Origin of the sequence: Bradyrhizobium sp. 76 (assembly GCF_023073025.1) — a bacterium.
In the GTDB taxonomy this organism is placed as follows: Bacteria; Pseudomonadota; Alphaproteobacteria; order Rhizobiales; family Xanthobacteraceae; genus Bradyrhizobium.
Genome location: NZ_JADPIS010000090.1, coordinates 1,181,193 through 1,200,364, shown reverse-complemented (window position 1 = coordinate 1,200,364; position 19,172 = coordinate 1,181,193). Strand labels below are relative to the sequence as shown.

Annotated in this window: 17 protein-coding genes; 7 read left to right on the top strand and 10 right to left on the bottom strand. The window is 63.1% G+C overall.

Annotation, left to right across the window (positions count from 1 at the left end):
- Positions 1-13 precede the first annotated feature (13 nt).
- A complete protein-coding gene (locus IVB48_RS22410; protein ID WP_247290408.1) occupies positions 14-1,705 on the bottom strand; it encodes a benzoate-CoA ligase family protein in 1,692 nt (563 codons plus the stop codon).
- Positions 1,706-1,851: 146 nt separating this feature from the next.
- Entirely contained in the window at positions 1,852-2,343 is a 492-nt protein-coding gene (locus IVB48_RS22405; protein WP_027566696.1) for a MarR family transcriptional regulator, read from the bottom strand.
- A gap of 277 nt (positions 2,344-2,620) precedes the next feature.
- Here IVB48_RS22405 and IVB48_RS22400 point away from each other — a divergent pair, with 277 nt between their 5' ends.
- Together IVB48_RS22400 and IVB48_RS22395 are read left to right on the top strand one after the other, a co-directional pair.
- The gene (locus IVB48_RS22400; protein WP_247290410.1) at positions 2,621-3,796 is read left to right on the top strand and encodes an ABC transporter substrate-binding protein; all 1,176 of its coding nucleotides are present in this window, start codon (positions 2,621-2,623) and stop codon (positions 3,794-3,796) included.
- 29 nt (positions 3,797-3,825) lie between these two features.
- Positions 3,826-4,281, top strand: a complete 456-nt coding sequence (locus tag IVB48_RS22395) for a cupin domain-containing protein (RefSeq protein WP_027566694.1) — start codon at positions 3,826-3,828, stop codon at positions 4,279-4,281.
- A 9-nt stretch (positions 4,282-4,290) separates the two neighbouring features.
- On the opposite strand, the gene IVB48_RS22390 is transcribed toward IVB48_RS22395, so the two are convergent.
- The 4 genes from IVB48_RS22390 to IVB48_RS22375 all read right to left on the bottom strand — a co-directional run bounded on the left by IVB48_RS22390 (position 4,291) and on the right by IVB48_RS22375 (position 9,684).
- Positions 4,291-5,541: a flavin-dependent oxidoreductase gene (locus IVB48_RS22390; protein ID WP_247290413.1), complete on the bottom strand. Its 1,251-nt coding sequence runs from the start codon at positions 5,539-5,541 to the stop codon at positions 4,291-4,293.
- A 55-nt stretch (positions 5,542-5,596) separates the two neighbouring features.
- Positions 5,597-7,948 carry a bifunctional salicylyl-CoA 5-hydroxylase/oxidoreductase gene (locus IVB48_RS22385; RefSeq protein WP_247290415.1) on the bottom strand — a complete coding sequence of 784 codons (2,352 nt, stop codon included), beginning with the start codon at positions 7,946-7,948 and terminating at the stop codon, positions 5,597-5,599.
- Between the two features lie 94 nt (positions 7,949-8,042).
- Complete coding sequence (locus IVB48_RS22380; protein WP_027566691.1) at positions 8,043-8,879, bottom strand: enoyl-CoA hydratase family protein; 837 nt, start codon at positions 8,877-8,879, stop codon at positions 8,043-8,045.
- Between the two features lie 43 nt (positions 8,880-8,922).
- Positions 8,923-9,684 (bottom strand): SDR family oxidoreductase, encoded by a 762-nt coding sequence (locus IVB48_RS22375; protein WP_247290417.1) that lies wholly within the window; start codon positions 9,682-9,684, stop codon positions 8,923-8,925.
- 216 nt (positions 9,685-9,900) lie between these two features.
- Between IVB48_RS22375 and IVB48_RS22370 the strand changes: the two genes are divergently transcribed.
- Genes IVB48_RS22370 through IVB48_RS22350 form a run of 5 tightly spaced genes read left to right on the top strand, consistent with a single transcriptional unit; the run spans position 9,901 to position 15,606 of the window.
- Positions 9,901-10,698, top strand: a complete 798-nt coding sequence (locus tag IVB48_RS22370; protein WP_051462646.1) for an alpha/beta hydrolase — start codon at positions 9,901-9,903, stop codon at positions 10,696-10,698.
- A 12-nt stretch (positions 10,699-10,710) separates the two neighbouring features.
- A complete protein-coding gene (locus IVB48_RS22365; RefSeq protein WP_247290419.1) occupies positions 10,711-12,000 on the top strand; it encodes an acyl-CoA dehydrogenase family protein in 1,290 nt (429 codons plus the stop codon).
- 2 nt (positions 12,001-12,002) lie between these two features.
- Positions 12,003-13,526 carry a long-chain fatty acid--CoA ligase gene (locus IVB48_RS22360; RefSeq protein ID WP_247290422.1) on the top strand — a complete coding sequence of 508 codons (1,524 nt, stop codon included), beginning with the start codon at positions 12,003-12,005 and terminating at the stop codon, positions 13,524-13,526.
- Entirely contained in the window at positions 13,523-14,617 is a 1,095-nt protein-coding gene (locus tag IVB48_RS22355) for an NAD/NADP-dependent octopine/nopaline dehydrogenase family protein (RefSeq protein WP_247402923.1), read from the top strand. The genes IVB48_RS22360 and IVB48_RS22355 overlap by 4 nt, the downstream gene beginning before the upstream one ends.
- Positions 14,614-15,606, top strand: coding sequence for a 3-hydroxybutyryl-CoA dehydrogenase (locus tag IVB48_RS22350; protein WP_247290425.1), 993 nt, complete (start codon positions 14,614-14,616; stop codon positions 15,604-15,606). The genes IVB48_RS22355 and IVB48_RS22350 overlap by 4 nt, the downstream gene beginning before the upstream one ends.
- Here the strand turns inward: IVB48_RS22350 and IVB48_RS22345 are convergent.
- Genes IVB48_RS22345 through IVB48_RS22330 form a run of 4 tightly spaced genes read right to left on the bottom strand, consistent with a single transcriptional unit; the run spans position 15,603 to position 19,076 of the window.
- On the bottom strand, positions 15,603-16,649 hold the full coding sequence (locus tag IVB48_RS22345; protein ID WP_027566684.1) for a hypothetical protein: 1,047 nt from the start codon (positions 16,647-16,649) through the stop codon (positions 15,603-15,605). The genes IVB48_RS22350 and IVB48_RS22345 overlap by 4 nt on opposite strands.
- A gap of 35 nt (positions 16,650-16,684) precedes the next feature.
- On the bottom strand, positions 16,685-17,452 hold the full coding sequence (locus IVB48_RS22340; protein ID WP_247290427.1) for an ABC transporter permease subunit: 768 nt from the start codon (positions 17,450-17,452) through the stop codon (positions 16,685-16,687).
- Complete coding sequence (locus IVB48_RS22335; protein ID WP_247290429.1) at positions 17,449-18,234, bottom strand: ABC transporter permease; 786 nt, start codon at positions 18,232-18,234, stop codon at positions 17,449-17,451. Before IVB48_RS22335 ends, IVB48_RS22340 begins: the two co-directional genes overlap by 4 nt.
- Complete coding sequence (locus IVB48_RS22330; RefSeq protein ID WP_247402921.1) at positions 18,231-19,076, bottom strand: ABC transporter ATP-binding protein; 846 nt, start codon at positions 19,074-19,076, stop codon at positions 18,231-18,233. The genes IVB48_RS22335 and IVB48_RS22330 overlap by 4 nt, the downstream gene beginning before the upstream one ends.
- Between the last annotated feature and the right edge of the window lie 96 nt (positions 19,077-19,172).

The following is a 19,172-nucleotide window of genomic DNA, read 5'->3' as shown; positions in this document are numbered from 1 at the left end:
CTCTATCCTTCTCTCATTCCGCCGCGACGCCGGAGGACGTCACCGCGGTCTGCGCCAGTTGCCGCAGGGCAAAGCGCTTTAACTTGCCGGTCTCGGTCTTCGGTAGTTGCGTCACGAACTCGATCGCGCGCGGATATTTGTATGGCGCGATCTCGCGTTTGACATGCTCCTGCAACGCAGCCACGAGCTCGGCATCCGGCGTTACGCCCGGCGCGGCAACGACATACGCCTTCACGATCATGCCGCGCGCCTCGTCCGGCGCGCCGACGACCCCGCACTCGAGGACGGAGGGATGCGTAAGCAGCGCCGCCTCGACGTCCGTGCCTGCAATGTTGTAGCCGGCCGACACGATCATGTCGTCCGAGCGCGACTGGTACCAGAAATAGCCCTCGCTATCCATCAGATAGGTGTCGCCCGTGATGTTCCAGCCGTTCTGGACGTATTTGCGCTGCCGCTCGTCAGCGAGATAGCGGCAACCGGTCGGCCCGCGTACCGCGAGCCTTCCCATCGTGCCCGGCGGAACGTCATTGCCGGAATCATCGACGATCTTCGCTTCATACCCCGGCACCGGCTTGCCCGTCGCACCGGGGCGGATCTCGTCCTCGGTCGCGCTGATGAAGATGTGCAGCAGCTCGGTCGAGCCGATGCCGTCCATCAGCTTGATGCCGGTCGCCTTCAGCCAGGCATCGAATGTCGGCTTGGGCAGCGTCTCTCCGGCGGACACGCATTTGCAAAGCGAGGAAATATCGCGGCCCGGAAGCTTGCCGATCAACGCCCGGTACGCGGTCGGCGCGGTGAAACAGACCGTGGTCTTGTACTGCTCGATCGCATTCAGAATGTCGTCGGGCGCCGTCTTCTCCAGAACGACGAAGGAGGCGCCGATGTGCATTGGAAACAGCACGCCGCCGAAGCCGAACGTGAAGGCGAGCGGTGCCGAGCCGACGAAGCGATCCTTCTGCTCCGCGCGCAGGATGTTGCGCGCATAGCCATCGCAGACCGCCAGCATGTCACGGTGGAAATGCATGGTGCCCTTGGGATCGCCGGTCGTGCCCGACGTGAACGCGATCAGGCAGACGTCGTCGGAGGCGGTATCGACAGCCCTGAACTCCGGACTTGCATCCTCCATCAGCGCCTCGAGCGAGTCGCTGCCGCCGTTGCCCCAATAGACCACGCGCTTGAGGCCGGGGGCTGCGGCTTTCGCCTTCTCCATTTCGTCGGCGAGCTTGCCGTCGCAGAGTGCGAGTGTGATCTCGGCCTTCTGGATCGGATAGGACAGCTCCTTGGCACGCAACAGCGGCATCGTCGCGACGACGATGCCACCGGCCTTGATCACTGCCAGATAGGTCGCGACCATCAGCGGATTGTTGGCCGAACGCAGCAGCACGCGTCCGCCGGTGACGAGACCAAGCTTGCCGACCAGCACATTGGCGATGCGGTTCACGACCGTTTGCAGCTCACGATAGGTGTAGCTGACGGCGGGGCTGATCACGCAAGGAGCGTCGCCATGTCCCTGCTCGACCCAGCGGTCGAGGAAATAGCTGACGCAGTTGAGGCGGGGCGGATACTGCAGTTCCGGTCGCGTGAAGATGAATTCCGGCCAGAGCTCGGCTGGCGGAAGATGCTGCCGCGCGAACGTATCGACATGGGCTGTCGCGGCGTTATCGTCACGCGAGCCCGAGACTTGAACCTTGGCGGCGTTGGCCATCGCACGCTCCTTTCAGCATGGAAAGCACCCGGCAGCACTCACTCGGAAACATTTTAGGCTTAAAGCAATTTCGTGCAATAGCGGATTTTGGGCATCCCGTGCTTTTTCCGGCGGCAAATGGGATTGGTGGGCGCGTCAGCCGCGCACTAGGCCCGGCGGCGACCGGCCGATTTCTGCGCCGATGCCTTGGTCTTGGCGAGCAGCCGCATCAATTCGCGCACATCCTTCGGCGTCAGGTCGGCGAAAAGATCGGCGATCCAGGTCTCGTGTTCCGCGGCCATTCTGCGAAATTCGGCGCGACCGAGTTTGGTCAGCCGGATCACCTGGACGCGGCGGTCGGTCTCCGACGTGCGGCGGTCGAGATGACCGGATTCCACGAGGCGCTCGACGAGACCGGTGACGTTGCCGTTCGACACCATCATGCGCTTGGAGACGTCGGACAGCGTCATGCCGTCGGGTGCCTTGTCGAGCTGCGCCATCAGGTCGAAACGGGGCAATGTGACGTCGAAGCGCTGCCGCAACCGGCCACGGACCTCGCCCTCGATCAGCGTCGTGCAGGTCAAGAGGCGCAGCCACAGCCGAAGCTCTTCGGCGTGATCCTCCGGAGTTTCGACGGCCTTGGTCTCGGAATCGAGCATGTTGATGCAGTCACTCACGGCCTAGCATTGGCGCCCGGCACGGATTCCCAACATTTTGAGCTTCAAATAAATCGAAGCCGGCTGCAAGCCTAAAGCCGCAACAATCGATCGCATCCCGATTTCTTTAGGCTTCAAATAATTGGCGCGCCGCTTGCATGCGCCGCTGTCCGCAGATGACGACGCTTTGAGCTCGCTTGCCGCGGCAGCAATCATCGGCATAAACTTGGATTGGAGTAGCGGCTTGCAGCGCAAGTCCTGTTGTCACGGGGGACAGATCATGAAGACGCAAATGACGTTGGCCGCAGCCGCCTTGCTGCTTGGCACCACGGTGAGTCCTTCCCTCGCCCAGGAGAAAATCAAGCTGGGTGTGATCGTGACCCTGTCGGGACCCGCCGCCGCGCTCGGCCAACAGGTTCGCGACGGCTTTGCGCTCGGAATGAAGGATCTCGGCGGCAAGATGGGCGGCCGCGATGTCGAGGTCGTCGTGGTCGACGACGAATTGAAGCCGGACGCAGCGGTTACCAAGGTCAAGGGCCTTCTGGAGCGCGACAAGGTCGACTTCGTGGTCGGCCCGATCTTCTCCAACATCCTCCAGGCGATTCACCGGCCGGTCACGGAATCGAAAACCTTTCTGATCAGCCCCAATGCCGGCCCGTCCACTTTTGCCGGCAAGGATTGCAACCCGTTCTTCTATGTGACCTCGTATCAGAACGATCAGGTGCACGAAATCCTCGGCAAGGTCGCGCAGGATCGCGGCTACAAGCGCATGTATCTGATGGTGCCGAATTATCAGGCCGGCAAGGACTCGGTGGCGGGCTTCAAGCTCGACTACAAGGGCGAGATCGTCGAAGAATCCTACATGCCGCTCAACACGCTGGACTTCCAGCCGGAGCTTTCCAAGATTTCATCGCAGAAGCCGGATGCGCTCTTCACGTTCATGCCCGGCGGCCTCGGGGTCAATCTCGTCAAGCAATACCGGCAGGCTGGCCTCGCCGACAGCATTCCGGTGCTCTCGGCTTTCACGGTGGATGAATCGACGTTGCCGGCGCAGCAGGACGCGGCGGTCGGCATGTTCGGCGGCGCGAACTGGGCGCCCAATCTCGACAATCCCCAGAACAAGAAGTTCGTCGCCGCCTACGAGGCCGCCTATAACGGCGTGCCCGGTACCTACGCCTTCCAGGCGTATGATGCCGCGATGCTGATCGACAGCGCCATCAAGGCCGTGAAGGGCGACCTCTCCAACAAGGACGCGGTCGCGGCCGCTCTGAAAAAGGCCGACTTCACCTCGCTGCGCGGCGCCTTCAAGTTCAACACCAACGGTTATCCGATCCAGGATTTCTACCTGACCAAGGTCGCCAAGCGCGCGGACGGCAAGTTCCAGACCGAGATCGTCCAGAAAGTCTTTGAGAATTACGGCGACCGCTACGCCAAGGACTGCAAGGCGGCGAACTAAGCCGCACGTCGCGTCGAGGGAGGATCACGATGAAAAGCGAAATCACCGGCATCACACGGGCCAATGAGGGGATCCAGGGCATCTCCTGGAACATCCTCGGCCAGACCTATGTGCCGAAGAGCAACACGGAGCACAGCTTCTCCTGGCATGCGACGCTGCCGCCGGGCACGTTCGTGCCGCCGCACATTCATCCGGACCAGGATGAATATCTCTACATGCTGGAGGGCAAGCTCGATTTCATGCTCGGCAATTCCGAGTCGCAGGCGACCGCGGGCGACCTGATCCGGCTCGGCATGGGCGTGCCGCATGGCATCTTCAACAAATCGGATCAGACCGCGAAGGTGTTGTTCTGGGTGTCACCGACCCGCAAGCTGTTCGACCTGTTCTGGGGCCTTCACAACATGAAGGAACAGAAGCCCGAGGACGTGGTGGCGATGGCCGCCGAGTTCAACATCCACTTCCTGCCGCCGCCTCCCGGCGGCTAGCAGCGCATCTCAAGCCCGCACCGCCGCAAGTCCCGGCACTGCGGCGAAGCCGGCCTTGGTGGCATAGCCGCGCACGATCGCCTCGCGCTGGGAATAGCTCAGCACGTTGTCGACATTGTCGAAACCATCAGGCGCGAGCTGCTCGACGGCGTCGATGACGCCCTCGGGGCCGCCGCGCCGGTTGGAGCGGACGATATCCCCGGTCATGGGCAGGCGCTTCTTCTCGTATTCAAGCAACGCCTGGCGCGGATGCTCGGCGCGCACCAGCGCGTCGGCGAGGCAGCGCGCGTCGAGGATGGCCTGCGAGGCACCATTGGAGCCAACCGGATACATCGGATGCGCGGCATCGCCGAGCAGCGTCACTCTGCCGGACGACCAATAGGGCAACGGATCGCGGTCGCAGGTCGGATATTCGTAGAACTCGGGCGTGGCCGAGATCAGGCTCTTCACGTCGACGTAAGGCACCGAAAAGCGCGCCACATGCGGCATCAGCTCCTCGCGACGGCCCGGCCGCGACCAGTCTTCCTTCCGCGGCGGCGGCGCGTTGCCCTCGCCGACCCTCACCAGCACCGCCCAATTGGTGAGACGGCTCGCCGGGCTCGATCCCTCCGCGATGGGATAGATCACCACCTTGGCGTTGAGCCCGCCGGCGACGATCATCGACTTGCCGGTAAGGAATAGCGGCCAATCCCGCGCACCGCGCCACAGCATCAGGCCGTTCCAGCACGGCGGCCCCTCGCTCGGGAACAGCGTGTCACGGACCCGCGAATGGATGCCGTCGGCACCAATCAGGATGTCGCCGCGCGCGGTATGGATGTGCGCGCCTGAGCGGTCGAAGAAGTACGCGGTGACGCCGCCCTCGTCCTGCGTGAAGGCACCGAGGCGGCAGCCGGTGTGGATGGCCTCCGGCCCGAGCCGCTCCTCGACGGCCCGATGGATGACGCCTTGAAGGCGGCCGCGGTGGATCGAGAATTGCGGCACATCGTGGCCGGCGTCGATGCCGCGGGCCTCGCGCCAGACTTCCTGGCCGTGACGGTTGAGGTAATAGAGCTGGTCGGTGCGGATCGCGACATCGTCAAGCTGCTGCAGCAGACCGAGGCCTGCCAGCTCACGCATGGCATGGGGCAGCGTGTTGATGCCGACGCCAAGCTCGCGGATGGTGTCGGACTGCTCGAAGATCTCGCAAGCGAGGCCCCGCGAGCGCAGCATCAAAGCGGTGGTGAGACCACCGATACCGCCACCGACGATAATCGCCTTCATCGCCCTCACTCCACTCGGTACACACCAGGCAATGCGGCCAAAGTCGCACGGGCGGTCACTCGGCCGCAAGCGGCTTTGTCGCCTCCGCCTTGAGCTCGGCCCGGGTCTTGGGCTTAGCCTTAATTCTCAGCTCCTCGAGATCCTGCCGGTCGCGCACGCTGTTGCGGAAAATCTGATCTTTTCCGGGAAGATATTGCGGCGGGCAGAACGCGTCGTCCGCCCCGTACCAGGCTGCCGCCCTCATGGTGAAGGAGGGATCGACCAGATGCGGCCGCCCGAGCGCGACGAGGTCGGCCCGGCCGGCAGCCAGGATGGTGTTGGCCTGGTCCGCCATCGTGATGTTGCCGACGCACATCGTGGCCACGCGCGCCTCATTGCGGACTTGGTCGGAGAACGGGGTCTGGAACATGCGGCCATAGATCGGCTGCGCATCGCGCACGGTCTGCCCGGTCGAGACGTCGACGAGATCGACGCCGGCTTCGGCAAACGCGCGCGCGATCGCCACCGCATCGTCGCCGCCGATGCCACCCTCGGCCCAGTCGGTCGCGGAAATGCGCACAGACATCGGCTTGTGCGACGGCCATATGGCCCGCAGCGCCTCGAAGATTTCGAGCGGGAAGCGCAGGCGGTTTTCGAGCGAGCCGCCATACTCATCCGTGCGGGTGTTCGTCAGCGGCGAGATGAAGCTCGCAAGCAGATAGCCGTGGGCGCAGTGCAGTTCGAGCATGTCGAAGCCGCAACGCTCGCCGCGCTCGGCCGCCGCAACGAAAGCGTCCTTCACTGCATTCATGCCGGCGCGATCGAGCTCGCGCGGAACCTGGCTGTCGGGGAAATAGGGCAGCGGCGACGCCGAAAACACCTCCCAGCCGCCCTCCTCGAGCGGACGGTCCATGCCGTCCCACATCAGCTTGGTCGCGCCCTTGCGCCCGGCGTGGCCCAACTGCAGGCAGATTTTTGCGGCTGAATTGGTATGTACGAAATCAACGATGCGCCGCCATGCAGCCTCCTGCTCGTCATTCCACAGTCCTGCGCAGCCCGGCGTGATCCGCGCCTCACGGCTGACGCAGACCATCTCGCTGAAGATCAGGCCGGCGCCGCCGATCGCGCGCGATCCGTAATGCACCAGATGGAAATCGGTCGGCACGCCCTCCTTCGCCGAATACATGCACATCGGCGACACCACGGCGCGATTGGCGATCTCCATCTCACGCAGCCGGAAGGGCTGGAACAGCGGCACCATTGGCTTCTCGGTGTCGACTTCGAAACCGCTGTCACGAACACGCTTGGCAAACGATCTTTCGACCTCCGCCACGAAGTCAGGTGCGCGAAGCTTCAGATTATCGTAGGTGATCGCCTTCGAGCGCGTCATCACGCCGAAGGCAAACTGCACGGGATCGAAATCCCAGAAGCGGTCGACATGCTCGAACCAGACCAGCGAGACGTCCGCGGCGTGCTGCGTCTTCTCGACCTCCTCACGCCGCCCGTGCTCATAGACGTCCAGCGCCGCCTTGATGCTGGGCGCCTTCTCCATCGCCTCTGCCAGCGCAATCGCATCTTCCATCGCGAGCTTGGTGCCCGAGCCGATCGAGAAATGCGCGCTCGCCTTGGCGTCGCCGAGCAGAACCATGTTGTCCTTGACCCAGCGCTTGCTGCGGATCATCGGGAAGTTGCGCCACGTCGAACGATTGGTGAGCAATTGATGCCCATCGAGGAACCAGCCGAAGATCTCGGCCATTCGCGCAGCCGACTGGGTCTCGTTCAGCCCCGTCAGCCCGGCGCGCTCGAACGTCTCCGGATCGGTCTCGAAAATCCAGGTCGAGTGCCCGGCTTCATATTGATAGGCATGGGCGATGAACGGTCCCCACTCCGTCTCCTGGAAGATGAAGGTGAAGGCATCCAGCGGCCTGGTCGAACCCATCCAGGCGAACTTGTTGGCACGGAGATCGACTTCCGGCGCAAAATGATCGACATATTTGTCGCGGAAGCGGCTGTTGATGCCGTCCGCGACCAGGATCAGATCGGCGTCGGTGAAGCGGGACTCGTCCTCGACGTCTGCTTCGAAATTCAGGACGACGCCCAGCTCGCGCGCGCGCGCCTGCAGGATCAGGAGCAGCTTCTGCCGCGAGCAACCACAAAAGCCGTTGCCACCGACCCGATGGACCGTTCCGCGGAAGTGCACGGCGATGTCATCCCAGTAGGCGAATTCCTGGGTGATGCGGCGATAGCTCGGAAGGTCGTGCTTCTCGAAATTATCTAGCGTGGCGTCCGAGAACACCACGCCGAAGCCGAAGGTGTCGTCGGCGCGGTTGCGCTCGTACACCGCGATCTCGGCGCTCGGCCGCTGCTTCTTCAGCAGGATTGCAGCGTAGAGACCCGCAGGTCCGCCACCGATGATCGCGACTTTCATGGGAGCCTCGCCAATTCAACCCGGCGAAACTATTTTAAGCCTAAAATAATCTCGCGCAAGTCCCCATTGCAGCAGGCTGCCGGCAAAGGCCGGCCTAGTCGCCCCTGAAGACCGGCTTGACCTTGTTGGCAAAGGCCTCGAAGGCCCGTTCGAAATCGGCGGTTGTCATGCACAGCGCTTGAGCAACGGCCTCCGCCTCGATCGCCTCCTCCACCGACATCGCCCATTCCATGGCCAGCATCCGCTTGGTCATGGTGTTGGCGAAGGTCGGTCCCTCAGCAATCTGCTTGGCCAGTAGCTGTGCCTGGGGCAGCACCTGCTCCGACGTGACGATACGGCTGAAGAAGCCCCAGCGCTCGCCCTCCTCCGCGGTCATGAACCGGCCGGTGTAGAGCAACTCGGAAGCGCGGGACTGTCCGATGATCCGCGGCAGGATCGCGCAGGCGCCCATGTCACAACCGGCAAGGCCCACCTTGTTGAAGAGGAAGGCGACCTTGGCCCCGCTCGCCGCAAGCCGCATGTCCGACGCCATGGCGATGATCGCGCCCGCGCCGGCGCAAATGCCTTCAACCGCAGCAACGATCGGCTGCGGACAGGCCCGCATTGCCTTGACGAGGTCACCGGTCATCCGCGTAAACGCCGTCAGCCCCTTGGTGTCCATCTTCACGAGCGGACCGATGATCTCGAACACATCGCCGCCGGACGAGAAATTGGCACCAGCGCCGGTCACGACGATGGACTTGACCGCATCGTCGAACGCGCAGGCGCGAAAGAAATCGGTGAGTTCACGATAGCTCTCGAAGGTCAGCGGATTCTTCCGTTCCGGACGATTGAGCGTCACGGTTGCAACACCATCGACGACGGCCAGCAGGAAGTGCTGCGGCGAATAGTCCGCAAGCGGTAAGGTCACAGGATTGGCTGGTCTGCTCATACGATCTCCTTGGCTTTCTTGTTCCGTGCCGGTGCCATGCGCGCTAAATCTCACCACCGGCAACAGCGATCGCCTGCCCTGTGATTGCGCCGGCACCCTCGCCGCACAGCCAGAGCACGGTATCCGCGACCTGCTGAGGAGAGATCAATCGTCCCTGCGGATTATGCTTTGCGAGCTCGGCAATGGCCTGCTCGCGGCTACGCCTCGTCTTTTTCATGATGTTCTCGATGCTGCCGGCGACCAGATCGGTGTCGGTGAAACCGGGACACACCGCGTTGACGGTCACATTGCTGCCGGCCATTTCAATGGCGAGGGAACGCACGAGACCGACCACAGCGTGCTTGGCCGCGGTGTAGGCGCTGACATAGGCATATCCCTTGAGCCCCGCCGTCGACGCGATCGCGACGATACGGCCATAGGGACGATCCTTCATCCCGGGCAGCACAGCGCTGACAGCATGGACCACGCCCATGAAATTGACGTCCATCATGCGCGCGAACAGTGCGCTGTCGGATTTGGCGAACGGCGCGGACTCGGCGCTTCCCGCATTGGCGATCAGGATATCGATCGGCTGCCGCGCACTCGCTTGAGCGATGGCGACTTTCATTGAGGTTTCGTCCGAGACGTCGGCGACGGCCGCAAAATGCGCTGCCCCTGCGCTGACAGCATCTTCAAGCGTCGCAGCGTTCCGCCCAAGGACGGTCACGGTGGCACCGCCCCCGACGAGCGCTGCTGCGATGGCGCGACCGATGCCGCGACCGCCACCGGTCACCAGCGCGTGCGGCGAATGCGGTAATCCGGACATGCGCTGGCTTCCTTGCATTCTGCTGATCGCTCTTCTCGATATATTTTAACCTTCAAACTTTTGCAAACAAAGCTCGACTTGGCCTCGCAAACAGCCGCACGCCAAAGACCGGCCTGAAAATTGCTTTAAGTATAAAATTATCTCTTCCCATCCCTCACAGGCCTGTTAGCATCGAAGGGCCAAGCAAAAGGATGTCGCGTGTCGCAGCCTGCGCCAATGATAACGAAGGACGGCCGCTTCGCCTATGAAGCAGCGGGCGATCCGGGCGGGACACCTCTGATTTTCCTGCATGGCATCGGCGGTGCGGCACGGGCCTGGCGGCAGCAGCTTGCGACATTCGGCGACCGCTTCCACGCGATTGCATGGGACATGCCGGGCTATGGCGGCTCGGCGCCGCTCGCCACCGTCAGCATCGCTGCCCTGGCGGATGCGCTTCAGCGATTCATCGAGCAGCTTGGGGCGAGCAAGCCAATTCTGGTCGGACATTCCATCGGCGGCATGATCGTCCAGAAATGGCTGGTGCAATCCCCAAAACTGGCGCGCGCGGTCGTGCTGGCGCAGACCAGCCCGGCGTTCGGCAAGGCCGACGGCGATTGGCAGAAATCGTTTATCGCCGCCCGGCTCGGGCCGCTCGATCGCGGCGAAACGATGAAGTCGCTGGCTCCCTCTCTGGTGAAGGAGCTGGTGGGCGACGATCCTGATCCCAGGGGAATGGAGCTTGCACGCGAGTGCATGGCAAGTGTGCCCGAGGCGAGCTATCGCGCCATGATGCTGGCCTTGATCGGCTTCGACCAACGCAGCACCCTCAAGGATATTTCCATCCCGACGCTGCTGCTGTCCGGCTCCAAGGACAACAACGCGCCAGCCCCAATGATGGCGAAGACGGCGACCTACATTCCTTCCGCGGAATATGTCGAGCTCGACGCTGTCGGCCATCTCGCCAACCTCGAACGCCCCGATGCCTTTAACGAGGCGCTCGGCCGATTCCTGAATTCCGTCGCGACGAAAACGTAGGATGACTGCGCCATGACCATGCAAGTCAGCAAGACCATCGGCGCGAGTGACAAGGTCGCGCTGGATGCGCCGATCTTCGATCCCGTCGCATTCCGACTGAGCGACGAGCAGGCCGGCATCATCGCGCGGGCGCGCGAGATCGGCCAGAGCGTGTTCGCCGGCCGCGCCGCGACTTACGACCGCGAGGCGATCTTCCCGTCTGAGAATTATCGCGACCTGCATCGCGTCGGCCTGCTCGGTATTGCCGTACCCAAGAAGCATGGCGGGCTCGGCGCGAATTATCAAACCTACGCACTGGCGGCAGCCGAAATCGGCCGGTATTGCGGCGCGACTGCGCTCACCTGGAACATGCATGTCTGCTCGACGCTGTGGTCCGGTCCGCTCGCCGACGATCTCGACATGGATGCTCAAACCCGCGCCGAGCACGAGCAGCGGCGTGCAGTCCACTACAAGCGCATCGTCGAGGATGGCGCGATCTATTCGCAGCCTTTCTCCGAGGGCGGTGCGGCAGCGGCAGGCGGCGTCGCTTTCGGCACGGAAGCAAGGCCGGTCGAGGGTGGCTGGATCGTCAACGGCAAGAAGATCTTTGCATCGCTCTCCGGCCATGCCGACTATTACGGTGTTCTCTGCACGGAGATCGAGGAAGGCGAGAAGGCTTCGCGCCGCAATACGCTTTACCTCGCCATTCCTGCGAAATCGGAAGGCGTTTCGGTCGTCGGCGACTGGGATCCGCTCGGCATGCGCGGGACGGTCTCGCGCACGCTGCTGTTCAAGGACGTGTTCGTGCCGGCAGATTCGGCGCTGATGCCGCGCGGCGTCTATTTCCAGGCCGCGATGCGCTGGCCGCACATGTTCCTGACGCTGTCGCCGACCTATATGGGCCTTGCGCAAGCCGCCTATGACTTCACCGTGCGGTATCTGCGCGGCGAAGTACCGGGCATGCCGCCGGTCAAGCGCAGGATGTATCCGACCAAGCAAATTGCGGTCGCGCAGATGCAGATCAAGCTCGAGCAGATCAAGGCGATCTGGTTCCAGGCAGTCACCGAAGCGCGCGCCAATCCGAGCAAGGAGCAGGTGCTTCGCGCTTATGCCGCACAATATTCGGTGATGGAGGGTGCCAATGAGCTCGCCGCGCTCGCGATCCGCACCTGCGGCGGACAGGCCATGCTGCGCTCGCTGCCGCTGGAGCGCATCTATCGCGATAGCCGCTGCGGCTCGCTGATGTTGCCCTGGACAGCCGAGCTCTGCCTCGACCGGATCGGGCGCGAGGCGCTGTACGAGGCCGGCGAAACGGACGACTAACGGTGGATCTCTGCAGTCTGATCGATCGCAACGCGGCGTTCGCGCCAGACAAGACGGCCATCGCCTTCGAGGGCGAACGGTTGAGCTATGCGGCATTCGCTGCACGCATCGAGCGGACGGCGGCGACGTTGAAGCAGGAGCTCGGCGTAGGCCGGGGCGACCGCGTTGCGATCCTCAGCCTGAACCGGCCGGACTATCTGGTTCTGCTCTATGCCTGCGCGCGGCTCGGCGCGATGCTGGTGCCCCTGAACTGGCGGCTCGCTGTGGCCGAGCAGCTCTTCATCCTCAACGATGCCGGCGCCAAGGTCCTGGTGCTCGAGCAGGCATTTGAGGGGGTACTCGCCGAGCTTGAGGGGACCGCAATCGTCGGGCTCGATTTCGAGCCGGCCCGCAGCATGACGTTCGAAAACCTGTTGGCTCGAAGCCGCGGCACCGGCCGCAACCCGCACACTGATCTCTCCTGTCCGCTCCTCATTGTCTACACATCGGGAACGACCGGACGGCCCAAAGGCGCAGTGCTGCGCCAGGAGGCGTTGTTCTGGAACGGCGTCATGAGCCAGCACATGCACAACATGACGTCCGATGACCATGTGCTGACGCTGCTACCGTTCTTCCACGTCGGCGGCCTCAACATCCAGACCACGGCGGCGCTCCAGCTGGGCGCGACGGTCACGGTTCACGCACGCTTCACGCCGGACACCGCGCTTGCAGCCATCGAACGGGAACGGCCGACCTTGACCGTGATGGTGCCGGCGATCATCCAGGCGGTGAGCGAGCATCCCGCCTGGCCCACGACCGACCTTTCGTCACTCAAAGCCGTTGCGACCGGCTCGACCATCGTGCCGCCGCATCTGATCGACCGCTTCGTGGCGCGCGGCGTACCCGTGCTTCAGGTCTACGGCTCGACGGAAACTTGTCCCATCGCCGTCTACACCCGGCTTGGTGGCGATCTCTCGCGCGCGGGATCGACCGGACTTGCCGGCCTGTGCTGCGAAGCGAAAGTCATCGATCAGGCCGGCAACGAGGTGCCGACGGGAGCGCCGGGGGAGATCGCAGTGCGCGGCCCCAACGTGTTCTTCGAATATTGGGGCAATGCGGACGCAACGCGCGATGCGCTGCACGACGGCTGGTATCGTACCGGCGATATCGGCCTGTGCGACGCGGACGGCTATTTCTGGGTGCGCGACCGCAAGAAGAACATGATCATTTCCGGCGGCGAGAACATCTATCCGGCGGAGGTCGAACGCGTCCTGCTGGAACATCCCGATGTCAGCGAATGCGCCGTGATCGGCCGGCCCGATCCACGATGGGACGAGGTGCCCATCGCCTACGTGATCCCGCGATCCGGCTGTCGGCTCGAAGCAGACGCGTTGAAAGCGCATCTTCAAGCCCAACTCGCCCGCTACAAGGTTCCGCGCGACATCGTTTTCGTCACCGACCTGCCGCGCACAGCGCTGGGCAAGGTCCAGCATTTCCTGCTGAAGCAGCTTGATGCGCAATCGCGCGCGCAAGGAGAAGCATCTTGAAGATTGCGGTTTTGGGTGGGGGAAACGGCTCTTTCGCGGCCGCGGGCGATTTTGCGCTGTCGGGACATGAGGTCCGGCTCTGGCGCCGCGACGCGGATCAGGTCGCAGCCCATCGCGCCGCCGGCTCGCGCATCCTGGTGAAGGATCATGACGGCCGTCACGACGTCAAGCTCGCGCTGGTCACCGCTGCCATCGCCGAAGCCGTCAACGGCGCAGAGCTGATCCTGTGCCCCGCCCCCGGCTTCGCGCAGCCTGATATTGCGCGCCTGCTTGCTCCACATCTGCGGGATGGACAGGTCGTGTTTCTGCCGCCGGCCACGTTCGGCTCGATGATCTTCGCCCAGGCTGCGCGGGATGCCGGCAACCGCGCCAAGGCGTGCTTTGCCGAAACCGGGACCTTGCCCTGGCTGACCCGCAAGCACGGCCCGTTCGAGGTCGCGATCACCATCCGCGCCAAGCGACTGCCCGTCGGCGTTTTCCCGCTCGATCAGGCGCCGCGCGCACTTGAGGTGATCGGACAGGCTTTCGCCGGCGCAATCGAGCCGTGCGGCGATGCTCTGTCCGGCGCACTGATGAACGCAGGTCCGATTATCCATCCGCCCCTGATCGTGATGAATGCTGGCCCGATCGAGCATTTCGAGAAGTGGGACATCCACAAGGAAGGAACGCAAGCCGCGATTCGCCGTGTCACCGACGCGCTCGATGCCGAACGGATTGCCGTGCGTGAGGCGCTCGGATATGGCGCACCGCATTTTCCGCTCGCCCATCACTATGCCAAGGAAGGCGAGATCTGGATGTATGGCCGCGGCTCGCACGACCGGCTGACCGATTCCGGCGACTGGCGCGAGCGGATCGTGCTGACCGAGCACCGCTACATGAGAGAAGATTTGCGGCTTGGGCTATCGCTGCTGGTCTCTGTCGCCGGCCTGGCGTGCGTGGCTACGCCGCTGGCCAAAGGATTTCTGGCCATCGGTGGCGCAATCTGCGGTGAGGATTTTACGCAAGGCGGCCGAACCCTCGAGACGCTGGGCCTCGGCAATCTCGACAAGGCCGCTTTGCAGACGCTTCTTCGCAGGGGATTTGGCCGATGACCAGCCGAGCCACAATCGCCTGTCTCGGGGCCGGCCGGATGGGCCGCGGCATCGCCGTCGCGTTCGCCTACGCGGGGCATATGGTCACGATGATCGACATCAAGGCCCGTTCAGCCGAAGATTTCGCCATGCTGGAGGCAGATGCGCTCGGCGAAGTCAGGAAGACCTTTGCCAGCCTGGCGAAGCTGGGGCTACTGACCGAGGCGGATGTCGATCCGCTGATCGCGCGGGTCTCGGTGGTGCCGGCCAGCCAGAGCGATGCGGCACTGTCCGATGCGGGAATAGTCTTCGAAGGAGTCCCAGAGATCGTCGAGCTCAAGCGGGATGTGCTGGGGGCGGCCTCAAAACAAGTCGGCCCCGATACGATCATCGCATCGACGACGTCGACCATCCTTGTCGACGATCTCTCTGGCGCGATCGTGAATCCTCGCCGCTTCCTCAATGTGCACTGGCTCAATCCGGCCTATCTGATCCCGCTGGTCGAGGTTTCGCCAAGCAAGGCCACCGATCCAGGCATCATCGAGGCGGTCAAGGCGCTACTCGAAGGCATCGGCAAGGTCCCGGTGGTCTGCGCAGCGACACCTGGCTTCATCGTTCCGCGCATCCAGGCGCTGGCGATGAACGAGGCCGCGCGCATGGTCGAGGAAGGCGTCGCTAGCGCAGAAGACATCGACAAGGCGATCCGCTACGGCTTCGGCTTCCGCTATGCCGTGCTCGGGCTGCTCGAATTCATCGACTGGGGTGGCGGCGACATCCTCTACTACGCCAGTCGTTATCTTGAAAGCGCACTCGGCAGCGACCGCTATCGTGCACCCGAGGTCATTTCGCGGAACATGCACGAGGGCCGGATCGGCCTGCGAACGGGCGCAGGCTTTCTCGATTATTCAGGTATGGACATCGACGCCTATCAGGCAAAACGGCTTCAGGCCATGGTCGACCTGCTCCGTCACTTTGACCTGGCTCGCCCGCCGGTGCTCGATAGGAACTAGCCGAACACGTCCTGCAGCACCCCTTCACTCACCACGGCGGCACCATCGAGCTCGATCGTCGTCCCCATCATCGGCAGATCGAAATGGCCCGCCGTGTAACGGCCGGCGAATTCGTTGGCACCGGTCGAGAACAGGAAGTTGCCGGAGACGGCACGAATTTCCGTGCCGTTGGTGTCGCGCTGGTCATACATCGACAGCGCCTCGTAGCGCGCGCCGGGATTCATGCCGAAGCCGACATGCGACACCGCATAGGCTTCTCGATCGCCCCAGGCGGCAAGATAGGCACGCATCATTGCGGCATCCGTGCCCTCGCCTTCCAGCTCGACGACATAATCGTCCTTCAGTGTCATCTTCACCGGCGACGTCAGGTACCGCTTGAAAGTCAGGTTGATGTCGCCTGGCGCCATCACCAGCGTGCCATTGATCGTTCCGCTCTTGGGGAAGCTGACGACGATCCCGCCGGGCCAATGCGCCAGCGTACCGGGCTTGTCCGTCCACCCCCACACGCCGACCGTGGATGCGCCGACCATATCGACGTCGAGCGCCGTGCCGGCCTTCGACGTCACCCGCATCCGCTTGGTCCCGCGCAGCATCTTCGCCGCCGCGCGAACGCGCTTCTCGAGCGCGGAATCCGGCACCATCCGCTCCAGCGCTTCGGGATGCTCGTTGGAGATCACCAGGATGCGCGCGCCGGCTTTGAGGATCTCGGGTGTCTCCACCGCATGCATCAAGCCCTCTATGGTGCAATCCACCACAAAGCCGGCTTGTTGAAGCGCGGTAATGACCGGGCCGAGCCGCTGGATCGCCTCGCTCGCCCCTGTCGAGCGAACCGGAACGATATTCCGGTTACGCGGGGTCGGCATGACCACGTGAAACGGTCGGGCGCCCATCCGCAACAGCGCGAGCTCCGCCAGATGAACGTTCAACGCACGTGACTGGGTTTCCGAGAGGATCGCCGCGGTATCGCCGGCCTTGACGGCGCATCGCTCAAAAATCTCGCAAAATGCGTCGATCCATTTTGCCTCAATGCGATCAGCCAGCATGTCTACTCCCGTCTTTCTGTTTCTTCTTCGTCAGTTCATGCTTCGGGGAAACCCCGCAGCAGATACGCGCGCACTGCCCCCAGCAGACCATTGAGGATCAGGCCCAGCAGCGAGATCGTGATCAGCGGCACGAACATGTCGACGGCCTGAAAGGTCCGGGCCGCCGTGACGAGCACATGTCCGAGCCCGTCGCTCGACGTGATCATCTCCGCCAGAAACACCACGATGCAGGAAATGACAAGGCCGATCCGGCAACCGGTCAGGATCGACGGCATCGCGGCCGGCAGCACCACCTTGAACAGGATCTCATAGCGCGGCGTTCCCGCCGCCATGGCCGACCAGATCAGCTTCTGCTCCACCGTCGACGCACCGTAATAGGTAGACAACAGAATGGGAAAGAGTGCATCCGCCGCCACCAGCGTAATCTTCGATCCGTGACCGAAGCCGAGCAGCAGCAGCAATGCTGGATAGAGCGCGACCTTTGGCAAGGGTGCAAGCACGCGAACGATCGGCCGAACCACGGCGTTGATAGCCGGATTGGCGGCAGCGGCGATGCCCATGCTGACACCGAGCACGACCGCAATCGCGAAGCCGGCAAACAGCCGGATCAGAGTCGCCGCGATCTCCTGCTGAAACGTCCAGGTCAGGAGTTGCTGAAGCAGCCTGCTGAATACGTATCCCGGCGGCGGCAGCAAGACCGCAGGCGCAAAGCCAAATGATACAAGGCCTTGCCACAGCGCGATCACCAGCACGATCGGCGCAAGCCCGAGAATGATGCTGGTGGAGCGAAGCTGCGGCATCATGAGAAGCTCAGCGGCATGTCGAACTGCGGTTCAGACCAGCGCACCAGCCTTGCGCGGACCCGCTCGAAGATCGCATCCAGGCATATTCCCATCGCGCCGACGATGATGATCATCGCAAAGACGGTGTCGTATTGGCCCATGTCGAGAGCGTTGAACAAGATGTTACCGGCGCCGGACTGACGGGCGATCATCTCGCTGGTGATCATCGTGATCAGCGCCAGCACGAGTCCGGTGCGGCAACCGGTCAGAATTTCCGGCAGCGCCGCCGGCAGTACGATCCGGACCAGCCGTTGCGCAGGCGAAAGCCCCATCGCGGCACCCGACCACAGCATCTTCTCTTCCACCGCCTTGGCGCCCTCGAAGCTGTGATAGATCACGGGCAAGCTGACACCGAGGAAGATCACCAGCGTCTTCGTGATGTCGCCGACGCCGAGCCACAGCATGATGATCGGCATCAAGGCGGCCTTCGGCACCGGGTAGATTACCATCAGGAGCGGATTGAAGAAGGCCGCGACGGCCCGGCTGCGGCCCATCAACAGGCCGAGCGGAATCGAAACCGATACCGCTATGCCAAACCCGACCGCCATGCGGCGGAGCGAGGCCAGGATGTTGATCAGCGATTCCTTGTCCCCGAGAATGTCCGGGATTGCACGAATTGCTTCGATCGCCGTCGGAAAGCTGTCATTCTTCAACGCGAGGGACGCCGCCTGCCAGATCGCGAGCAATCCGATGCAGGCAAGCACCGGGGCAGCCCGTCTCGCCAAAGCGGCGAGCGATATCATGACGGAGACCCGACAGGGTCGGTCTCGTCGAACATCCGCTCGATATCGACAACGTATTTCTGGTAGCGTGGATCGAGCAGCAACTCGCTGCGTCGGCGCGGCCGCGGCAGATCGATGTCGATGACCTCGCGGATGCGGCCGGGAGACTTCGACATCATCACGACCTTGTCTGACAGGAACACCGCTTCGTCCACCGAATGGGTGACGAACAGCACCGTCTTGCGATCACGCTCCCAAATATTCAACAGATCGTTCTGCAGGCGAGTTCGCGTGTGAGCATCGAGCGCGCCGAACGGCTCGTCCATCAACAGAACCTCAGGATGGTAAGCCAGCGTTCGAGCCAGCGCTACGCGCTGCTTCATGCCGCCGGACAGCTCCTTGGGATAGAAGTTCTCATAGCCCTTGAGCCCGACCATTTCGATCAAGGCCCGGCTCTGTGCTTCCGCCTCGGCGGTGCGCACGCCCTGCTGGCGAGGGCCATACATCACATTGCCCAGCACGGTCTTCCACGGAAACAACGCGAATTCCTGAAACACCGGGCCGCGATCCGGCCCTGGACCCGTGATCGTCCGTCCCTTGATCTTCGCTGAACCGCTGGTCGGGCTGACGAAGCCGCCGACGACGTAAAGCAGTGTCGACTTGCCGCAGCCGGACGGACCAAGGATGGAGACGAAGGCTCCTTCGTCGATCGCCAGCGAGATGTCCGATAGCGCTACATGATCCTTGCGCGCCGAGGTCTGAAATACCTGCGAGACGCTCTCGATCTCGATGATTGCAGAAGCCGGTTTTTGCGGCGTCACCGGTCTCACCCATTCGCTCCATCTCGAAGGCACTACCTTCATCCCGTCTCACTTCGTTCGCGCGACCCCTGCGCAACAGGCTTGCTGAACATCCTTCGTCAGCGACGCGAGCTTAGCAAGAAACTTGCCAGACGATTG